Source organism: Nocardiopsis chromatogenes YIM 90109 (genome assembly GCF_000341185.1).
Classification (GTDB): Bacteria; Actinomycetota; Actinomycetes; order Streptosporangiales; family Streptosporangiaceae; genus Nocardiopsis_A; species Nocardiopsis_A chromatogenes.
Genome location: NZ_ANBH01000090.1, coordinates 17,582 through 33,174, shown reverse-complemented (window position 1 = coordinate 33,174; position 15,593 = coordinate 17,582). Strand labels below are relative to the sequence as shown.

Below are 15,593 nucleotides of genomic sequence, written 5' to 3'. Positions count from 1 at the left end.
CTCCTCCACCGGGGTGTCCGCGACCCTGCCGGAGGAGGGCGTGCGGCTGGCCGAGGACGCGCCGATCGGGCCGCCGGAGGCGCTGTCCAACGGCTACCGGCACACCAAGTGGGTCTGTGAGCGCATCATCGGCCTCGCCCGGGAACGCGGCCTCCCGGTGTCGGTGTACCGCGTGGACGTGGTCACCGGCGACCAGGCCAACGGCGCCTGCCAGAGCCAGGACTTCGTCTGGCTGAGCATCCGCGGGATCGCCGAGGCACAGGCCGTCCCGGCGGGGCTGGACGGCCACTTCCACCCGACCCCCGTCGACTACGTCAGCGGCGCGCTGCTGCATCTGGCGCGGCGGGTCGAGGGCGTCGGCGACACCTACAACCTGTCCAACCCGCGGCGGCTGGCGTTCGCGGAGGTCATCGACGCGCTGCGCGCCCGGGGCCACCGCATCGACGAGATGGACCCCAAGGCGTGGGTGCGCAAGGTGCGCTCGCAGCGCGACAACGCGCTGCAGCCGCTGCTCGACCAGTTCGCGGGGTTCGCGGCGCTGCCGGGCGGGGTCTACCCGGACATCGACTGCGCCAAGGCCGAGGCCGCGCTGGAGGGCGCGGGGATCTCCTGCCCCCCGGTTCGGGGCGCCCTGCTGGAGACCTACCTCGACTTCTTCGGTGAGGTGGGGTACCTCCCCGCACCGGCCGGCCGCTCCGCCTGATCCGGCCGGCCCGGGCGGGAGGGGGCGGGCGCCGGCCCCTCCCGCCCGCCGTCCCCGGCGGGCCCGCCGGGGCGCGGACCCGCCGGGCAGGCGGGCACGGCCGGCGCCTACGACCGCACCACCACGACGATCAGCCGGGGCCGGTCCGTCCGGCCCGGGCGGGACGAGAAGGAGGCGACGAGAAGGTGGACAGCACCTGGTTTCGGCGGCTGGGAGGGCAGCCCGCCGGGGATGCCCCGCGGCTGGTCTGTTTCCCGCACGCGGGCGGCGCGGCCAGCGCCTACCGGACGCTCGCGATGGCCCTGGCGCCGGACGTGGAAGTCCTGGCGGTGCAGTACCCGGGGCGGCAGGACCGGCGCGCGGAGGAGCCCGTCGCCAGCATCACGGGCCTGGCGGAGGTGGTGGCCGACCGGCTCGCCCCGGAGACCTCCCGCCCCTATGCCCTGTTCGGGCACAGCATGGGCGCGGCGGTCGCCTACGAGACGGCCCGGCGGCTGGGCGGGCGCGGCCTCCCCCGGCCGGTGCGGCTCTTCCTGTCGGGGCGGACGGCCCCCTCGCCCCGGCCCGGGCGCGGCGACCGGATCCCCGACGACCAGGAGGCGATCGTCGCCGAAATCCGGCGGCTGGGCGGAACCGCCGGGCGGGTGCTGCACGACCCCGAGATGCTGGAGATGGTGCTGCCCCCGCTCCGCTCGGACTACACCGCCCTGCGCGGCTACACCTGGGAGGCGGGCCCGCCGCTGGACGTTCCCTTCACCGTCCTGGTCGGCAGCGGCGACCCCCTGGTCACCCGGTCCGAGGCCGCACGGTGGCTGGAGCACTCGACCGCCCCGGGTGAGGTGCTGACCTTTCCCGGGGGGCACTTCTACCTGGAGGACGGGGTCCGGGAGCTGGCCGACGCGCTGGAGAAGGGACTGGGCGGCTGACCCGCGGGGCGGCGGCGCGCCGCTTCCGGGTCCGCGGCCCCGCGGGCGCGGCACGCCGGGGGACGGCGCGCGGTCCCTGCGGGGCGCCGGGCGGGGCGGCCCGCCCCGCCCGGCGGGTCACGCCGGGCGGGTGCCGGCTTCGGCCGGCAGCGGGTCGAGGGTGATGGTGCTGGTGTGCCGCTTGCCGCCGGACCACGACGGGCGGCGCTCCAGGAGCTCGGGCTGGCCTCCCCCGATGATCACCACGGGTGCCGGGCCGAGCGTGTCGGCGAGGTTCTCCACCATGTCGAGCAGGCGGTTGTCGCCCTGGTGGAGGTCGTCGATGACGACGACGAGCGGGCCGCCGTCCCCCTCGGCGCGGCGCCGGGACCGGCGGAGGTCGAACGCTCCGCCCCGGCCCGCGGACGTGGCCGGGGCGTGCGGCCTTCCGGAGCGGCCCATACGCGTGTTCAGCCAGGCCGCGGCCTTCTTGAAGATCTCCTCGCACTGGTTGTCGAGGGCGTCCTCCGAACTGCAGGACACGTGGTTCGCGCTCAGGAACGTCACCGATCCCGACAACCGCTGTTCGGCCTGGCGCTGGAATTCGGCCAGGAACCGCGACCGGCCGATACTGGAATCACCGAGCACGGTCACCAGGTGCGGGGCTGCCCTCCGGTGCGCGTGGTCCAGGAGACCGTGCAGGAGGTCGAGTTCGCACTCGTACCTCTGCGACGCGCCATCGAGCACCCACATCTCCGAGGAATGCTCCGCCCGCACATAGTTGATTTTCGTATTCGTCTGCCGGACCGTTTCGTCACAGACGTGGATGTTTCCCTGCGGAATATTCGGGACGAGCCTGTGGAGTTCGTCGACGAGCGAACCGTGCGCCGTTACGGGAAACTTCGGCGCATCCGAGGAATATCCCAGGAGGAGGTCTCCGGTCGCGACCATCGCATGGAGGCGGACTTCTCCGAGGCGAGCCGATTCGGCGTCCTCGGGCTCGGTGAGGGTGGTGATGGAGTCGCGCACGACCGCGGCGGCGCGGACCGCCCGTTCGGCGTTGTTCCCGCCCTCGTCGCCGAAGACGGCCATGATGAGGGAACCGATCGAGGTCGTCACGGCGCCGCCGAAATACTCGGTGTCGGTGCGGACCACATCGTGAATGCACTGCAGAAGGGTGCCTATTCCGCTGGAATCGCTCCCACCGGCGGCGAGGCACAGTCGGGTCTGCATGAGCAGCACGCTCGCCCGGCGCTGGACGAAGATCATCGCGTCGGGCCGCGCCGACACCCGGGGCGCCGCGGCCGCGGCCTTCGGGGCGGCCGGTGCGGGCGGTGCGGCCGACCGCACCGAGGCGACCGGGGACACCGCGGGCGGGGCCGCGGCCATGGCGAGCACCGAGGGCACCGGCGGCACCAAGGGCACCGCGGGGCCGGGGGACACCGCCGATGCCGACGCCACGGCGCCCAGCGGGGAGACCGGGGCGCTCGCCCCGCCCCTGCGCCCGATGACCGCGAGCATCCCGGCCCGGGAGGCGGCCTCGGACGCCGCCTTGCCCGCGCCGCCGGAGGGCCCGGAGCCGACGGGGCCCACCGGCCCCGAACGCCCGCGGGCGGCGCCGGCCGGGCTGACCCGGGAGGGGTCCGAGGCCCCCAGGCCGGGGTCGTGGTTGAGGATCCCCTGCTGCAGCGACCGCAGCTCGCGGCCGGGCTCCAGCCCGTACTCGTCCACCAGCCGCGTGCGCACCCTGCTGTAGGCGCCGAGCGCGTCCGCCTGCCGTCCGACCTGGTAGAGCGCGCGCATCAGCTGCGCGCACGCCCGCTCCCGGGAGGGGTCGCCGTTGACCGTGGCCTCCAGCTCGCCCAGGATCGCCTGGGGCCGCCCCAGCACGAGCTCGGCCTCGAAGTAGTCCTCCAGGACGTCCAGGCGGGCCTGTTGGACCGCGGCCAGATCCGGCCAGGCCGCCCCCGTCTCGGCCAGGTCGGCCAGGGCCGGTCCGCGCCACAGCGACAGCGCGTCGCGCAGCACCGAGGCGGCCACCTCGGCGTCGCCCTCGGCGAGCTCCTTGCGCCCTTTCTCGGTCCATTTCCGGAACAGGTGGAGATCGATGCTGTCGAGCGGGACCTGGAGCCGGTATCCGGGCGCCTGCGTCTGGAGCATCGAGGCCCCGTCCGCACCGCCGTGCGCGGTGAATACGCGACGTAGCCCCCAGATCGCATTGTGCAATATCCTGCGGGCGGTCGGCGGCGCGTCGCCGGCGGGCCACAGGGCGTCCTGCAAGCGGCCGGTGGACACCACCTGATCGGGTTTCAAGAGAAGAAACCCGAGGGCGGCCCGCTGTTTCGAACCCCCCAACGGAACCGGTCGGTCATCGGATACGACTTCGAGTGGCCCCAACACTCGAAACCACATGCATCCCCCAAGCTCGCGATGATTTCAGGCGACAGAGCGCTAATCGAGCATCACGTTAGGTAGTTGGCGGCTTTCTGCGCTCGGAGCATACAAACGCCTCTGACGAAATGTCCATTCCCTATCGAGGGGCCGTTCCCTACCCCGCCCCGACGAGCACTCCCTCCGCTGTTACCTTCGTCACACGCTGCGGATGTCGCCATTGGCGTGTTTCCGACGAGTTTCACGCGCCGCCGTGTTCGAAATCCCGAAGCGCAGGTCGGGCCCCCTTCTTCGCCTCCTTGGACACGGCCGCCGCACCCCCTCCCCGCCGCTCCGGCGCCCGCTTCGCCGCGGATCCGCCGAAGGGGCGGCCCCCGCCGCGCCGCGGCGCCCCGGCGGGGACCACCACAATGCCCGCACCGTCCCGCCGATTCCGGCCACCCCGTCGGTGAGCAGCGAGAATTCACGGTTTCCAAGATCGTTTCTGCCACCGGGCCGATCGCGCGGAACGGAGCACCGGAACCGAACGGCCGGTAGTGGCCCCTTCCCGGGCGCACCGCATTCCACCTGTAAAAACACCCGCCACTTCTCGCGTTCCGGGCCGTTCGTTGAATTCGCGACCACCAAAGGCGTGGTCATGTGATGGGCCGCCGGGCATCGCCCCCGCCCCCCGAACGGGGAAGCACCGGGCGGCGGGCCGCCCCCCCTCCGCCGCCACCCGGAGGCCCCGCGGAGGCCGCCCCCCCCGGGCGAGGGGCGCGGCGCCGGGCGGACCGGCTCGGCACCGACGGGCGGCGCCCCCTGGTGCGGTTCGCACGCGGGTGCCGGGCCGGGTCGGCGACCGCGCGCACGGCCACGGCCCCCGCAGGGCGGATGGGGACGTACGGGCCTCCCGGGGTCCGGTCGGCGCGGATCCGGCCGGATCGGGACACCGGCCGCACCGCTCCGCCCTCCGGCGCGTCACAGGGGCGAAGCGGTCCCGCACCGAGGGGCCGCGCCACACGCCGATTCCCGTCCGACTTGCGGGGAAATCGCGCCGTCCGCCCGGCGGAGCGCCCGCGAATCCGCAACCGATCCGCGTCGCTTCCCCGGAACAGGCCGGGAAAGCGGGCACAATACCGGTGACGGGCGAAATGAGCGCCGACGAGAACGACGAGAACACTGCCCCCACGACCCCGAGCGGAGCGGCGACCCCATGGTGGAAGTCTGGCCAGGAAACCCTTACCCCCTCGGCGCGACTTACGACGGGACGGGGACGAATTTCTCACTGTTCTCCGAGGCCGCCGAGGCGGTCCATCTGTGCCTGTTCGACGACGCGGGCACCGAGACCACCGTTCCGCTGACCGAGTTCGACGGCTTCGTCTGGCACGGCTACCTGCCCGGCGTGGGCCCCGGCCAGCGGTACGGGTACCGGGTGCACGGCCCCTACGCCCCCGAGCGCGGCATGCGCTGCAACCCCGCGAAGCTGCTGGTCGACCCCTACGCCAAGGCCATCGACGGGTCGGTGCGCTGGCACGAGTCGCTGTTCTCCTACCACTTCGACGACCCGTCCCGGCAGAACACCCGCGACAGCTCCCCCAACGTCCCCAAATGCGTCGTGGTCAGCCCCTTCTTCGACTGGAGCAACGAGTCCCGCCCGCGCATCCCCTATAACGAGACCGTCGTCTACGAGACCCACGTGCGCGGGCTGACCATGCTCCACCCCGACGTCCCCGAACACCAGCGGGGAACGTACGCGGGGCTGGCGCACCCGGCGATGGTCGACTACTTCTGCTCGCTCGGCGTCACCGCCGTCGAATTGATGCCGGTGCACCATTTCGTCCCCGAGCACGCCCTGGTCGCCCGCGGCCTGACGAACTATTGGGGATACAACACCCTGGCCTTTCTCGCCCCGCACAGCGGCTACGCCGCCAACGGCTCCCGGGGCCAGCAGGTGCAGGAGTTCAAGGCGATGGTCAAGGCCCTGCACGCGGCCGGCATCGAGGTGCTGCTGGACGTGGTCTACAACCACACCGCCGAAGGCGACCACATGGGCCCCACGCTGTCGCTGCGCGGCATCGACAACCTGTCCTACTACCGGGTGGTCGACGACGACCCGCGCTACTACGTCGACTACACCGGCTGCGGCAACAGCCTGAACGTGCGCCACCCGCACTCGCTGCAGCTCATCATGGACTCGCTGCGCTACTGGGTGCTGGAGATGCACGTCGACGGGTTCCGCTTCGACCTCGCCTCGGCGCTGGCCCGCGAGTTCCACGACGTGGACCGGCTGAGCACGTTCTTCGACATCGTCCAGCAGGACCCGGTGATCTCCCAGGCCAAGCTGATCGCCGAGCCCTGGGACGTGGGCCCCGGCGGCTACCAGGTCGGCAACTTCCCGCCGCTGTGGACCGAGTGGAACGGCAAGTACCGCGACACCGTGCGCGACTTCTGGCGCGGCCACGCGGTCGTGCCCGAGCTGGCCTCGCGCCTGTCCGGCTCCAGCGACCTCTACCAGGACGACGGGCGCCGCCCGGTGGCCTCGGTCAACTTCGTCACCTGCCACGACGGCTTCACCATGGCCGACCTGGTCTCCTACGACCACAAGCACAACGAGGACAACGGCGAGGACAACCGGGACGGCACCGACGACAACCGCTCCTGGAACCACGGGGTGGAGGGCCCCACCGAGCGCCCCGAGGTGCTGGCGCTGCGCCGCCGCCAGGTGCGCAACTTCCTGGCGACGCTGTTCTGCTCCCAGGGCGTGGTCATGCTCTCCCACGGCGACGAGATCGGCCGCACCCAGCGCGGCAACAACAACGCCTACTGCCAGGACAACGAGATCGCCTGGGTGGACTGGAAGACCGCCGCCGACGAGGAGGACCTGCTGGAGTACGTGCGCGGGCTGGCCCGGCTGCGCCGCGAGCACCCGGTCTTCCGCCGCCGCCGGTTCTTCCAGGGCCGGTCCGGCGCGGACGGGGCGGACGGAACGCTGCCCGACATCGCCTGGCTGCGGCCCGACGGCGCCATGATGGACCACGACGACTGGCACGACGGCGCCACCCGGCTCGGCGTGTTCCTCAACGGCGACGCCATCACCGAGCCCGACCCGCGGGGGCGGCGGGTGCGCGACGACTCCTTCCTGCTGCTGCTCAACTCCGGGGCCGAGCCGGTCGACTTCACCGTCCCCGGCCGGGAGTTCGGCATCGCCTGGGAGGCGGTGCTCGACACCGCCGAGCCGGACGTGGGCGGGCGGCCGCTGATCCCGGCCGGGGGCACGGCGGCCGTGATCGACCGCGCCCTGCTGCTCCTGCGGCGCGTCTCGCACGGCGCGTCCGCAGGCGTCTAACCTGCCCCCATGGACACCGACCCGCGCTTTCGCGCGCTGCTTCCCGCCCCGTCGGCCGAGGTCGACCTCGCCGCCCTGTACGCCTACCCCGCCGACCCGGTCCGGCCCTGGGTGCGCTGCAACATGGTCTCCAGCGCCGACGGCGGCGCCTGGGGGGCCTCCGGCCGCACCGCCGAGCTGTCGTCCCCGGCGGACCGCCGGGTGATGGGGGTGCTGCGGGGCCTGTGCGACGTGGTCCTGGCCGGGGCGGCGACGGCGCGCATCGAGGGCTACCGGCCGGTGCGCCCCCGGGAGGTGTGGTCGCAGCTGCGGGAGGGGCGGCCGGCCACCCCGTCGGTGGCGGTGGTGACCCGCACCCTCGACGTCCACCCCGACCTGCTGGCCGCGGCGCCGGAGGACGCGCCCACGCTGCTGTTCACCACCGCCTCGGCGCCCGAGGAGCGGGTGCGCGCGGCCGAGGACGCCGGGGCCGAGGTGGTCGTCGCCGGGGACGGCGCGTCGGTCGACCCGGCGGCGGTGGTGCGCGGGCTGGCCGAGCGCGGGCTGTACCGGGTGCTGTGCGAGGGCGGCCCGCACCTGCTGGCGGAGTTCACCGCCGCCGGGCTGGTGGACGAGCTGTGCCTGACCACCAGCCCGCACCTGCTGGGCCCGGCCGCCTCCCGCATCGTCGCCGGGGACGCCCCGTCGCACCGGGCGGACCTGCGTCTGGAGCACCTGCTGGAGTCGGAGGGGGCACTCTTCGCCCGCTACACGCGCGCCTGAGGGCCTCTGAGGGCCCCGCGGCGGGCCCTGCCCGGGGGCGTGTGCCGAGTCGGCCGACGGCCGGGCACACGCCCCCGTCGTCGGCGGCGGCGGCGCCTGGGCCGTGCGGGCCCGGCGGCGGTGCCCCGCCGTGCGCACGCGCTCCGCGGCCCGGCCCGCGCACCCGCGGCCCCGGGCGCCTTCCGGTTCCCCGGGGAGGGCCGCCGTGCCCGGCCGCCCCGTCCCGAACACATTCGGACGTCCCACACGGCCTCTCCGCCCCGTTCGGACCGGCGCCGTGGCCGGTTCCGGCTGTCCCCCCATCCGTGCATGAATCGGCCCCGGCACGGACATACCGCCTGTGCGGAGGGGTGGAGCGCCCTTCCCTGCCGCCCCCTCGCACAGCGGAGTATGAGGGGGATTAAGGGTAAGAACACAATCAATCCGGCAGCGGTCCCCGCGTCCCTGCGGAAGTACGCACTCCGGGCGAGAGGATGAAGACAGTGCCGACGTCCGACAACGACCCCCCTCCCGTCTACCGGGAGATCGCCGAGGAGCTGCGCGCCGCGATCACCTCAGGGCGGCTCTCCGACGGCGACCGCGTCCCCGGCGAGAACGACCTGATGAAGCGCTACGGCGTCGCCCGGGCGACCGCCCGGCAGGCGCTCTCGGTGCTCATCAACGAGGGCATCGTGGTCCCCATCCGCGGATCCGGCGTCTATGTGCGCGCCTTCCGCCCGCTGCGCAGACACGGGCCCAAACGCCTCTCCCGGGATCTGTGGGGCGGCGGCCGGGCGATCTGGCAGGCCGACGCGGGCGACCGCCCCTTCGAGACCGACAGCGTCGAGGTCGACGAGGTCCCCGCGCAGCCGCACGTGGCCCGCGCGCTGGACCTGCCCGAGCGGGCGCCGGTGCTCCGGNCGCCCGCCCCCCCCCCCCCCCCGCCGCTACCGGCTGGACGAGCGCCCCATGCAGCTCGCCACCTCCTACCTGCCCCGGGAGCTGGTCCGCGGCACCCCCATCACCGAGGTCGACACGGGCCCCGGCGGAATCTATGCACGACTGGCCGAACTCGGCCACGCACCGGCGCACTTCACCGAGGAGATCCGGGTGCGCATGCCCACCCCCGGAGAGATCGAGGCGCTCAGCCTGAGCGCCGGAACCCCCGTTCTGGACGTGCTCCGGACCGCTCTGACCGACGACCGTCTCGCGGTCGAGCTGAACGAGATGACCCTCGACGGGTCGGCCTACGTGCTGCAGTACGACTTCGAGGCCTGAGCCCCCGGCGGCCCGAGCCCCCGACCGGCGATGCGCCGCCCCCGGCGGCGCGGCCCGGCCCCTCCCCCGGCACGGGCCCTGAGCCAGACCCCTCCGCGCGCGATCGCCCGGAATCCCCGCACCGACGGGGATTCCGGGCGATCGCGTGGGGATCCGCCCCCGGTTGTGGGTACAGGCTCTCTAGAGAGCGCCCATCGGTTCTCCAGCGGCCGATGCGGTACGGCGACGGGCCGGGGAGGACGGCCCCGGCCCGCGTCGTTCCCGGCGGCGCGGCCCCCGACCGCCGGTCCCTTCCGCCGGCCCTTCCCGTCGGCCGGTCCGATCGGCTCCGGCCCCCTGCCGGGCCGCCCGGCCCGGGATCAGTCCGGCGGACGCCGCTCCGGCTTCTCGGCGAACACCAGGTACAGCAGCGCCAGCAGCAGGAGGCCGACGGCCACCGCCCCGGACGCCGCGAACAGGACGTCGCCCGCGCCCGAGGCGGCCCAACGCGCCAGGGCCACCCCCAGCAGCGCCGCCACCGCCAGCCCGATGAGCGCGGTCAGCGCCGCCGCCACCGCCAGCCCGAGGTCGCCCCACGGGCGCGGCCTCATGCGGTCGACCCGCGCCGCCGTCACCGCTCCGCTCACCGCGACGGCCCAGCGCACCTCACCGGCCGCCTGCGCGATCACCTCCCATCCCGGCCGCGCAACCGCGACCGCCTCACCGACGCGCCGTGCGCCCTGACGGGCGTGGGCGGCGCACCGCTCGACCATCGTCTGCACCCAGTGCCCGGCGACGAGGCGCAGGTAGAGTCCCGCCCCCACCGTCGCCCGCCGCTCCGCGGCCACCGGGCGCCCTCGCGTCATCGACTCTCGGCGATACGAAACGAGCATGGATCGTTCGCTCCCACCGTGTCCGACACCCTGAGGTGCACGTACCCGGGGCGGTTCGTGATGAACGCGCCTAACGCGAATGATCAGCCGGGATTCTCCCTTCACTCCTTAATGCCGGAGTCGGCCGCGAACGACCGGAGCGTGACTTTCGACCCGGTGCGCCTGGTCGGCGGCGGGAGCGCGGCGGCGGCGCGCGGGGCGCCGCGCGGGGGGCGCGGCCGTCGGCCCACCCTCGTCCCACCTGGTGGGACGGGGCCACTGTCGGCCTCGCGGGGCGCATTGACGGCGGGCGCGGAAGACGCATGGGCGGGACACCGCGACAGACGGCGACGGCGGGCGGCGCATGGTCCGCGCCGACACGCCCGGCCGCGTCCGAGCGCGCCCCGAACGCCCCCTCCGCTCCGCTGTCGCGCCGACACCGGGCACCGCGGGCGCCCGGCCGCGCGGCTCCCCCGCCCTCACCCCTCGCGTTCGCCTGCGGTGCCCCTCCCGGCCGCCTGGAGGATGCTCACAGAGCACGCCGGGGGTCGTCCGAGGTAGCGTCACTCTCATGGACGAGGAAGCCATGGACGGCAAGGACGCGGGGCGGACCCAGGAGCCGGTCCGCAAGAGCGAGGAGGAGTGGCGGCGCCTGCTCGACCCCGAGGCCTACACGGTGCTCCGCCAGAGCGGCACCGAACGCCCCTGGAGCGGCGAGTACGTCTCCACCGACGTCAAGGGCGTCTACCGGTGCCGCGCATGCGGGGCCGAGCTGTTCCGTTCCGATGAGAAGTTCGACTCACACTGCGGGTGGCCGAGCTTTTACGACCCGGCCGACAGCTCCGCCGTAACGCTGCACGAGGACCGCTCCCTTGGCATGATACGTACCGAGGTTCGCTGCTCACGCTGCGATTCCCACCTCGGTCACGTGTTCCGCGGTGAGGGCTACCCCACCCCGACCGACGACCGTTATTGCATCAACTCAGTGGCACTCACCCTGGAGGCGGACGGCCCGGTGGAATAGCATCCTCCCTTATGGGTGTCGACGGTGGGCCCGGACCGGTCCGTCGTCCGGCGTCCGCGGCGCCCTGCCGGGCCGACCGTCCGGCCGTGCGAGACATGCCCCTCGACACTCGCCGGCCGCCAGGCTTCACGACGAAAGCATCCGATGACCGACGATTCAGATCCCACCCCCTCCTCCGGCCCCGCCGTGCCCGTCCGCATGGCCAAGGGCTCGGCCCCCTGGCTGGCCCCCGCCTGCGCGGCGGCCGGCGCCACCCTGCTGGCGGCCCGGCGGTCGCGGGCCGCACGCCTGCTCGCCGTCCCCGCGGTCGGCCTCGCCGCGGGCATGGCCTGGTTCTTCCGCGACCCCGAGCGGGCTCCGGCCCAGGGCCGGCTGGTCTCCGCCGCCGACGGCGTCGTGCAGAGCATCGACGTCCAGTCCGACGGCCGCATTCGCGTCGCCGTCTTCATGAACCCCCTCAACGTGCACGTCAACCGTGCCCCCATCGCGGGCGTCGCCGCCCGGATCCAGCACCGGCCCGGAGGGTTCCGCCCCGCCTTCGACAAGGACAGCGAGCGTAATGAACGCGTCATCTGGACCTTCGACACCGAGATCGGCGAGGTCACGGTCGTCCAAATCGCCGGGGCGATGGTCCGGCGTATCGTCCCGTATCTCACTGAGGGGCAGAAGGCGGAGAAGGGGCAGAGGATCGGCCTCATCCGCTTCGGGTCCCGCGTCGACGTCTACCTCCCGCCCGGTGTCACCCCGGCGGTGGAGGTCGGGCAGAAGGTCCGGGCGGGAGCGACGCGCCTTGACCGCGACTAGCCGCGCACTCCTGCCCCGCCCGCGCGCGGCCGCCCCCGCCGAGCAGGACGCGGCGCCGCGCGTGCGGCTCGCGCTCGCCGACTACCTGACCCTGGGCAACGCCCTGTTCGGCTTCATGGCGGTGTGGCAGCTGGCGGCCGCCCAGTCGGCGCAGATCGCCGCGGGCGGCAGCGGCCCGCTGGACCGCGGCGCGGTCGCCACCGCCGTGGTGCTGCTGCTCCTGGCCGCCGCCTGCGACCTGTTCGACGGGCGGGTGGCCCGCAAGCTCGGCGGCAGCGGCATGGGCGCCGAGCTGGACAACCTCGCCGATGTGATCAGCTTCGGGTTCGCCCCGGCGTTCTTCGTGGTGGCCTGGGGGACGATCGCCGGGTCCGGCGGGCCGCTTCCGATCGCCGCGGCCGCGGCGGTGCTGCTGGCGGTCGTGGTGCGGCTGGCGCGGTTCTCCTGCGAGACACCGGGCTGCACCTCCTTCACGGGGCTGCCCAGCCCGTTCGGCGCCATGGCCGTGATCACGGTGGTGCTGCTGGACCCGCCGGTGCTGGTCGGCACGGGTGCGGTCCTGGTGGTCGCCTGGCTGATGGTGAGCCGGGTGGAGTACCCCAAGCCCAAGGGCCGCCTGGCCTACATGGTGCTGGCCTGGATCCTGGTGAGCGTGGGGTGCCTGGCGGCGTGGGCGATGGACGCCCCGGCCGGGAACACCCTGCTGTACTCGGGGTCGGGGCTGGTGCTGGTGCTGATCCTGGCGATCCCGTTCTACGTCGTGACGGTCCGGCGCGCCGGTCGGCCGGACCCCGATGAGGACGCGGTCCCGGCGGTCCGGGAGGGCTGAGAAGAGGAGGCCGGGGCCGCGCCGCCGCGCCGCCGCGCGGCCCCGCTCGCCATGCGGCGTGCCGCGCGGACCGGTCCCGTCGAAGGCGGCGTCCGGGCGCGGTGCCGCTGCCGCCCCGAGGGCGGACGGGCCCGATCCACGCGACAGGCACTGGAGCGTGCTCCTTGGGTCGGCTCCCTGGCGAGCGGTGTTCAGGCGCGGTCATCGCACGGCCGCCGTGTTCCCGGGAAGCGGGGCGTCGGCCTGGGCGCGCCGTCGAGTGGTGAGAGCGCAGCGAGGGCCGTTCCCGGGCGCCGCACAGGAGGACCTGATCCGGGAAGAACGCCCGAGGGGCGCCGGGGGACCCCCGGCGCCCCTCGCGCCGTCTGCGGCCGCCTCAGCGCCGCCCGCCCGCAGGCGGGCCTCAGGCCAGGGACTCGACCAGCTCGGCCGGGCTCTTGCGGCGGCCGGTGTAGAAGGGCACCTCCAGGCGGGTGTGGCGGCGCGCCGCCGCGCCGCGCAGGTGGCGCATCAGGTCGACGATGCGGTGCAGCTCCTCGGCCTCGAAGGCGAGCATCCACTCGTAGTCGCTCAGGGCGAAGGTGGAGACCGTGTTGGCGCGCACGTCGGCGTACCCGGCGGCCATGCGGCCGTGCTCGGCGAGCATGGCGCGGCGCTCGTCGTCGGGCAGCAGGTACCACTCATAGGAGCGCACGAACGGGTACACGCAGAGGTGGTCGCGCGGCTCCTCACCGGCCAGGAACGCCGGGACGTGGCCGCGGTTGAACTCGGCGGGGCGGTGCAGGCCGACCACCGACCACACCGGCTCGCTCACGCGCCCCAGCGCGGTGCGGCGGAAGGCGGTGTACATCTCCTGCACGGCCTCGGGGGTGTCGCCGATCCACCAGAACATCATGTCGGCGTCGGCGCGGAAGCCCTGCACGTCGTAGGAGCCGCGGGTGGTGACGCCGCTCTTGCCGTCCTCGAACAGGGCGGTCAGCTCCCCGGCGGCCGCGGACCGGTCCAGGCCCTCCAGGTCCCCGGCCTTGAACACCGACCACATGGTGTACCGGATGAGGCTGTTGAGCTCCTCGGGGTCGGCGCCGGTCGGGGTGGTCTCGCTGCTCACTGTCTTCTCCTCGCTCGGTCTGGGGCATGTGGCGCGGCGGGGCGGGCCCGGCCGCGCCGGGCGGCTCATCCGCCCGCGGTCAGAAGCTCCTCGGCGGCGCCGGTGGCGCTCGCGATGCAGGTGGGGATGCCCACCCCGTCGTAGGCGGCCNCCGGGGGCGGGCCCGCCGCCACGGCGGCGCGGGCGCGGCGCACCCGCGCGGCGTGGCCGGTGTCGTACTGCGGCAGGCCGCCGTCCCAGCGGGTGACCCGCCGCTCGACCGGCGCGCCCGCAGGGCCGCACACGGCGCGCAGGTCGGCCAGGGCCGTCTCGGCCAGCTCGCCGTCGCTGCGGCGCAGGGCCTCCTCCTCGCCCGCGCGGCCGATGGAGCAGCGCACGACCACCAGGTCCTCCCCGGGGTGCTCGCGGTCCAGCTCCTCCTTGAGCCAGGGCCACTTGAGGCTGCTGAAGGTGGCGGCCTTGATGGACAGTCCTTCGCGCGGGGAGACCAGGAAGCCGCTGCCCTCCATCCCGGACGGCAGGTCGGCGGCGCGGAAGGCGAAGGTGGTGATGGCCATGCTCGCGTACTCGATGCCGCCGAGCTCGCGGGCGGCGTCGGGGGCGGCGTCGGCGAGCAGCCGGGACGCGGTGGGGGCCGGGCAGGCCAGCACCACGGCATCGGCGGCGATCCGCCCGGCCCCGTCGGCCTCCAGGACCCAGCCGCCTTCGGCGCCGGGGCGCAGCGACCGCACCGGGGCGCCGGTGCGCACGTCGGCGCCGTACTTCTCGGCCTGTTCGGCCAGGGCGTCGATGAGCACGGCCAGTCCGCCGCGCAGGGTCGCGAAGACGGGGGCGGGCGGCCCGTCCCCGGCGGCCGCCGTCTGGCGCCTCTTGAGCGCCGTGACCCCCCGGGCCAAGGAGCGCTCGGTGCGGGCGACCGGCGCGATCTGCGGCAGGGCCGAGTCCAGGGACAGCCGGTCGGTGCGCCCGGCGTAGACGCCGCCGAGCATGGGCTCGACCAGGCGGTCGACGACCTCGGAGCCCATGCGCGCGCTGATGTAGGCGCCGACGGGCACGTCCCCGCGCACGGGGGTGCTCGGCAGCACCAGGTCGAGGGCGGCGCGCAGGGTGCCGCCCCAGGACAGCACGCCGCTGCGGGCCAGCGCGCGCAGGTCCCCGGGCACGCCCATGACCTGTCCGGCGGGGAAGGCGCGCAGCCGCCCGCGGCTGTAGATCCGCGCGGGGCCGGGCGCGGGGTGCTCGACCCGGTCGTCGAGGCCCAGCTCGGAGATGAGGTCCAGGGCCTCGGGGCGGCGCGCCAGGACCGACTCGGCCCCAGCGTCCACCGGGACGCCCGCCACCGGGGACGCGTACAGCTTCCCGCCCGCGCGCGGCCCGGCCTCCAGCAGCGTGACGCCCGCGCCGCCGCGGGCGAGGCGGTAGGCGGCGGTGAGCCCGGAGAGCCCGCCTCCGACCACCGCCACATGCGGTCGTGTCTGCATGTCCTTCAGCTTTCCAGATGAGTGGCGGGACCGGTGACCGCCCCGGGCGTAGCGTGCCGCACAATCGGCCCGCCGTCCCCCGCCGGACCTGCGCCGATACCCGGGACGCCATGCGTGACCGAGGCGTTACCCCCGCTCCGCAACCCCTGT

11 protein-coding genes and 1 pseudogene are annotated in these 15,593 nt (G+C 74.5%); 8 read left to right on the top strand and 4 right to left on the bottom strand.

All coding sequences use genetic code 11. The features are described from left to right. Together D476_RS0109090 and D476_RS0109085 are read left to right on the top strand one after the other, a co-directional pair. Window positions 1-703, top strand: a 703-nt coding sequence (locus tag D476_RS0109090; RefSeq protein WP_026123366.1) for an SDR family oxidoreductase, incomplete at its 5' end; no start/stop codon positions are given. Between the two features lie 185 nt (window positions 704-888). Continuing rightward, the gene (locus D476_RS0109085) at window positions 889-1,629 is read left to right on the top strand and encodes a thioesterase II family protein (protein ID WP_017623634.1); all 741 of its coding nucleotides are present in this window, start codon (window positions 889-891) and stop codon (window positions 1,627-1,629) included. 117 nt (window positions 1,630-1,746) lie between these two features. Here D476_RS0109085 and D476_RS35535 read toward each other — a convergent pair whose 3' ends face one another. Next, on the bottom strand, window positions 1,747-3,768 hold the full coding sequence (locus D476_RS35535; RefSeq protein WP_017623633.1) for a BTAD domain-containing putative transcriptional regulator: 2,022 nt from the start codon (window positions 3,766-3,768) through the stop codon (window positions 1,747-1,749). Between the two features lie 1,426 nt (window positions 3,769-5,194). Here D476_RS35535 and glgX point away from each other — a divergent pair. The 3 genes and pseudogenes from glgX to D476_RS32620 all read left to right on the top strand — a co-directional run bounded on the left by glgX (window position 5,195) and on the right by D476_RS32620 (window position 9,346). Beyond that, window positions 5,195-7,327 (top strand): glycogen debranching protein GlgX, encoded by a 2,133-nt coding sequence (gene glgX / locus D476_RS0109075; RefSeq protein WP_017623632.1) that lies wholly within the window; start codon window positions 5,195-5,197, stop codon window positions 7,325-7,327. Between the two features lie 9 nt (window positions 7,328-7,336). After that, complete coding sequence (locus D476_RS0109070; protein ID WP_017623631.1) at window positions 7,337-8,089, top strand: pyrimidine reductase family protein; 753 nt, start codon at window positions 7,337-7,339, stop codon at window positions 8,087-8,089. Window positions 8,090-8,571: 482 nt separating this feature from the next. Next, a pseudogene (locus D476_RS32620) lies at window positions 8,572-9,346 on the top strand (GntR family transcriptional regulator). Between the two features lie 359 nt (window positions 9,347-9,705). Here D476_RS32620 and D476_RS0109060 read toward each other — a convergent pair. After that, window positions 9,706-10,191: a hypothetical protein gene (locus D476_RS0109060; protein ID WP_026123365.1), complete on the bottom strand. Its 486-nt coding sequence runs from the start codon at window positions 10,189-10,191 to the stop codon at window positions 9,706-9,708. 577 nt (window positions 10,192-10,768) lie between these two features. Here D476_RS0109060 and msrB point away from each other — a divergent pair. The 3 genes from msrB to D476_RS0109045 all read left to right on the top strand — a co-directional run bounded on the left by msrB (window position 10,769) and on the right by D476_RS0109045 (window position 12,854). Continuing rightward, window positions 10,769-11,221: a peptide-methionine (R)-S-oxide reductase MsrB gene (gene msrB / locus D476_RS0109055; protein WP_017623627.1), complete on the top strand. Its 453-nt coding sequence runs from the start codon at window positions 10,769-10,771 to the stop codon at window positions 11,219-11,221. Between the two features lie 144 nt (window positions 11,222-11,365). Further along, window positions 11,366-12,025, top strand: coding sequence for a phosphatidylserine decarboxylase (locus D476_RS0109050; RefSeq protein ID WP_017623626.1), 660 nt, complete (start codon window positions 11,366-11,368; stop codon window positions 12,023-12,025). Continuing rightward, window positions 12,012-12,854 carry a CDP-alcohol phosphatidyltransferase family protein gene (locus tag D476_RS0109045; protein ID WP_026123364.1) on the top strand — a complete coding sequence of 281 codons (843 nt, stop codon included), beginning with the start codon at window positions 12,012-12,014 and terminating at the stop codon, window positions 12,852-12,854. Before D476_RS0109050 ends, D476_RS0109045 begins: the two co-directional genes overlap by 14 nt. A 403-nt stretch (window positions 12,855-13,257) precedes the next feature. Here D476_RS0109045 and hemQ read toward each other — a convergent pair whose 3' ends face one another. Then, a complete protein-coding gene (gene hemQ, locus D476_RS0109040) occupies window positions 13,258-13,962 on the bottom strand; it encodes a hydrogen peroxide-dependent heme synthase (RefSeq protein WP_017623624.1) in 705 nt (234 codons plus the stop codon). Between the two features lie 65 nt (window positions 13,963-14,027). Continuing rightward, window positions 14,028-15,443 carry a protoporphyrinogen oxidase gene (gene hemG, locus D476_RS0109035; RefSeq protein ID WP_239648643.1) on the bottom strand — a complete coding sequence of 472 codons (1,416 nt, stop codon included), beginning with the start codon at window positions 15,441-15,443 and terminating at the stop codon, window positions 14,028-14,030. Window positions 15,444-15,593 lie beyond the last annotated feature (150 nt).

What these genes read in the sequence shown, in the direction of transcription:
- D476_RS0109060 (WP_026123365.1), bottom strand. Translation starts at nt 10,191, where the DNA reads ATGACGCGAGGGCGCCCGGTGGCCGCGGAGCGGCGGGCGACGGTGGGG.
- D476_RS0109070 (WP_017623631.1), top strand. Translation starts at nt 7,337, where the DNA reads ATGGACACCGACCCGCGCTTTCGCGCGCTGCTTCCCGCCCCGTCGGCC.
- D476_RS0109050 (WP_017623626.1), top strand. Translation starts at nt 11,366, where the DNA reads ATGACCGACGATTCAGATCCCACCCCCTCCTCCGGCCCCGCCGTGCCC.
- glgX (WP_017623632.1), top strand. Translation starts at nt 5,195, where the DNA reads ATGGTGGAAGTCTGGCCAGGAAACCCTTACCCCCTCGGCGCGACTTAC.
- D476_RS35535 (WP_017623633.1), bottom strand. Translation starts at nt 3,768, where the DNA reads ATGCTCCAGACGCAGGCGCCCGGATACCGGCTCCAGGTCCCGCTCGAC.
- msrB (WP_017623627.1), top strand. Translation starts at nt 10,769, where the DNA reads ATGGACGAGGAAGCCATGGACGGCAAGGACGCGGGGCGGACCCAGGAG.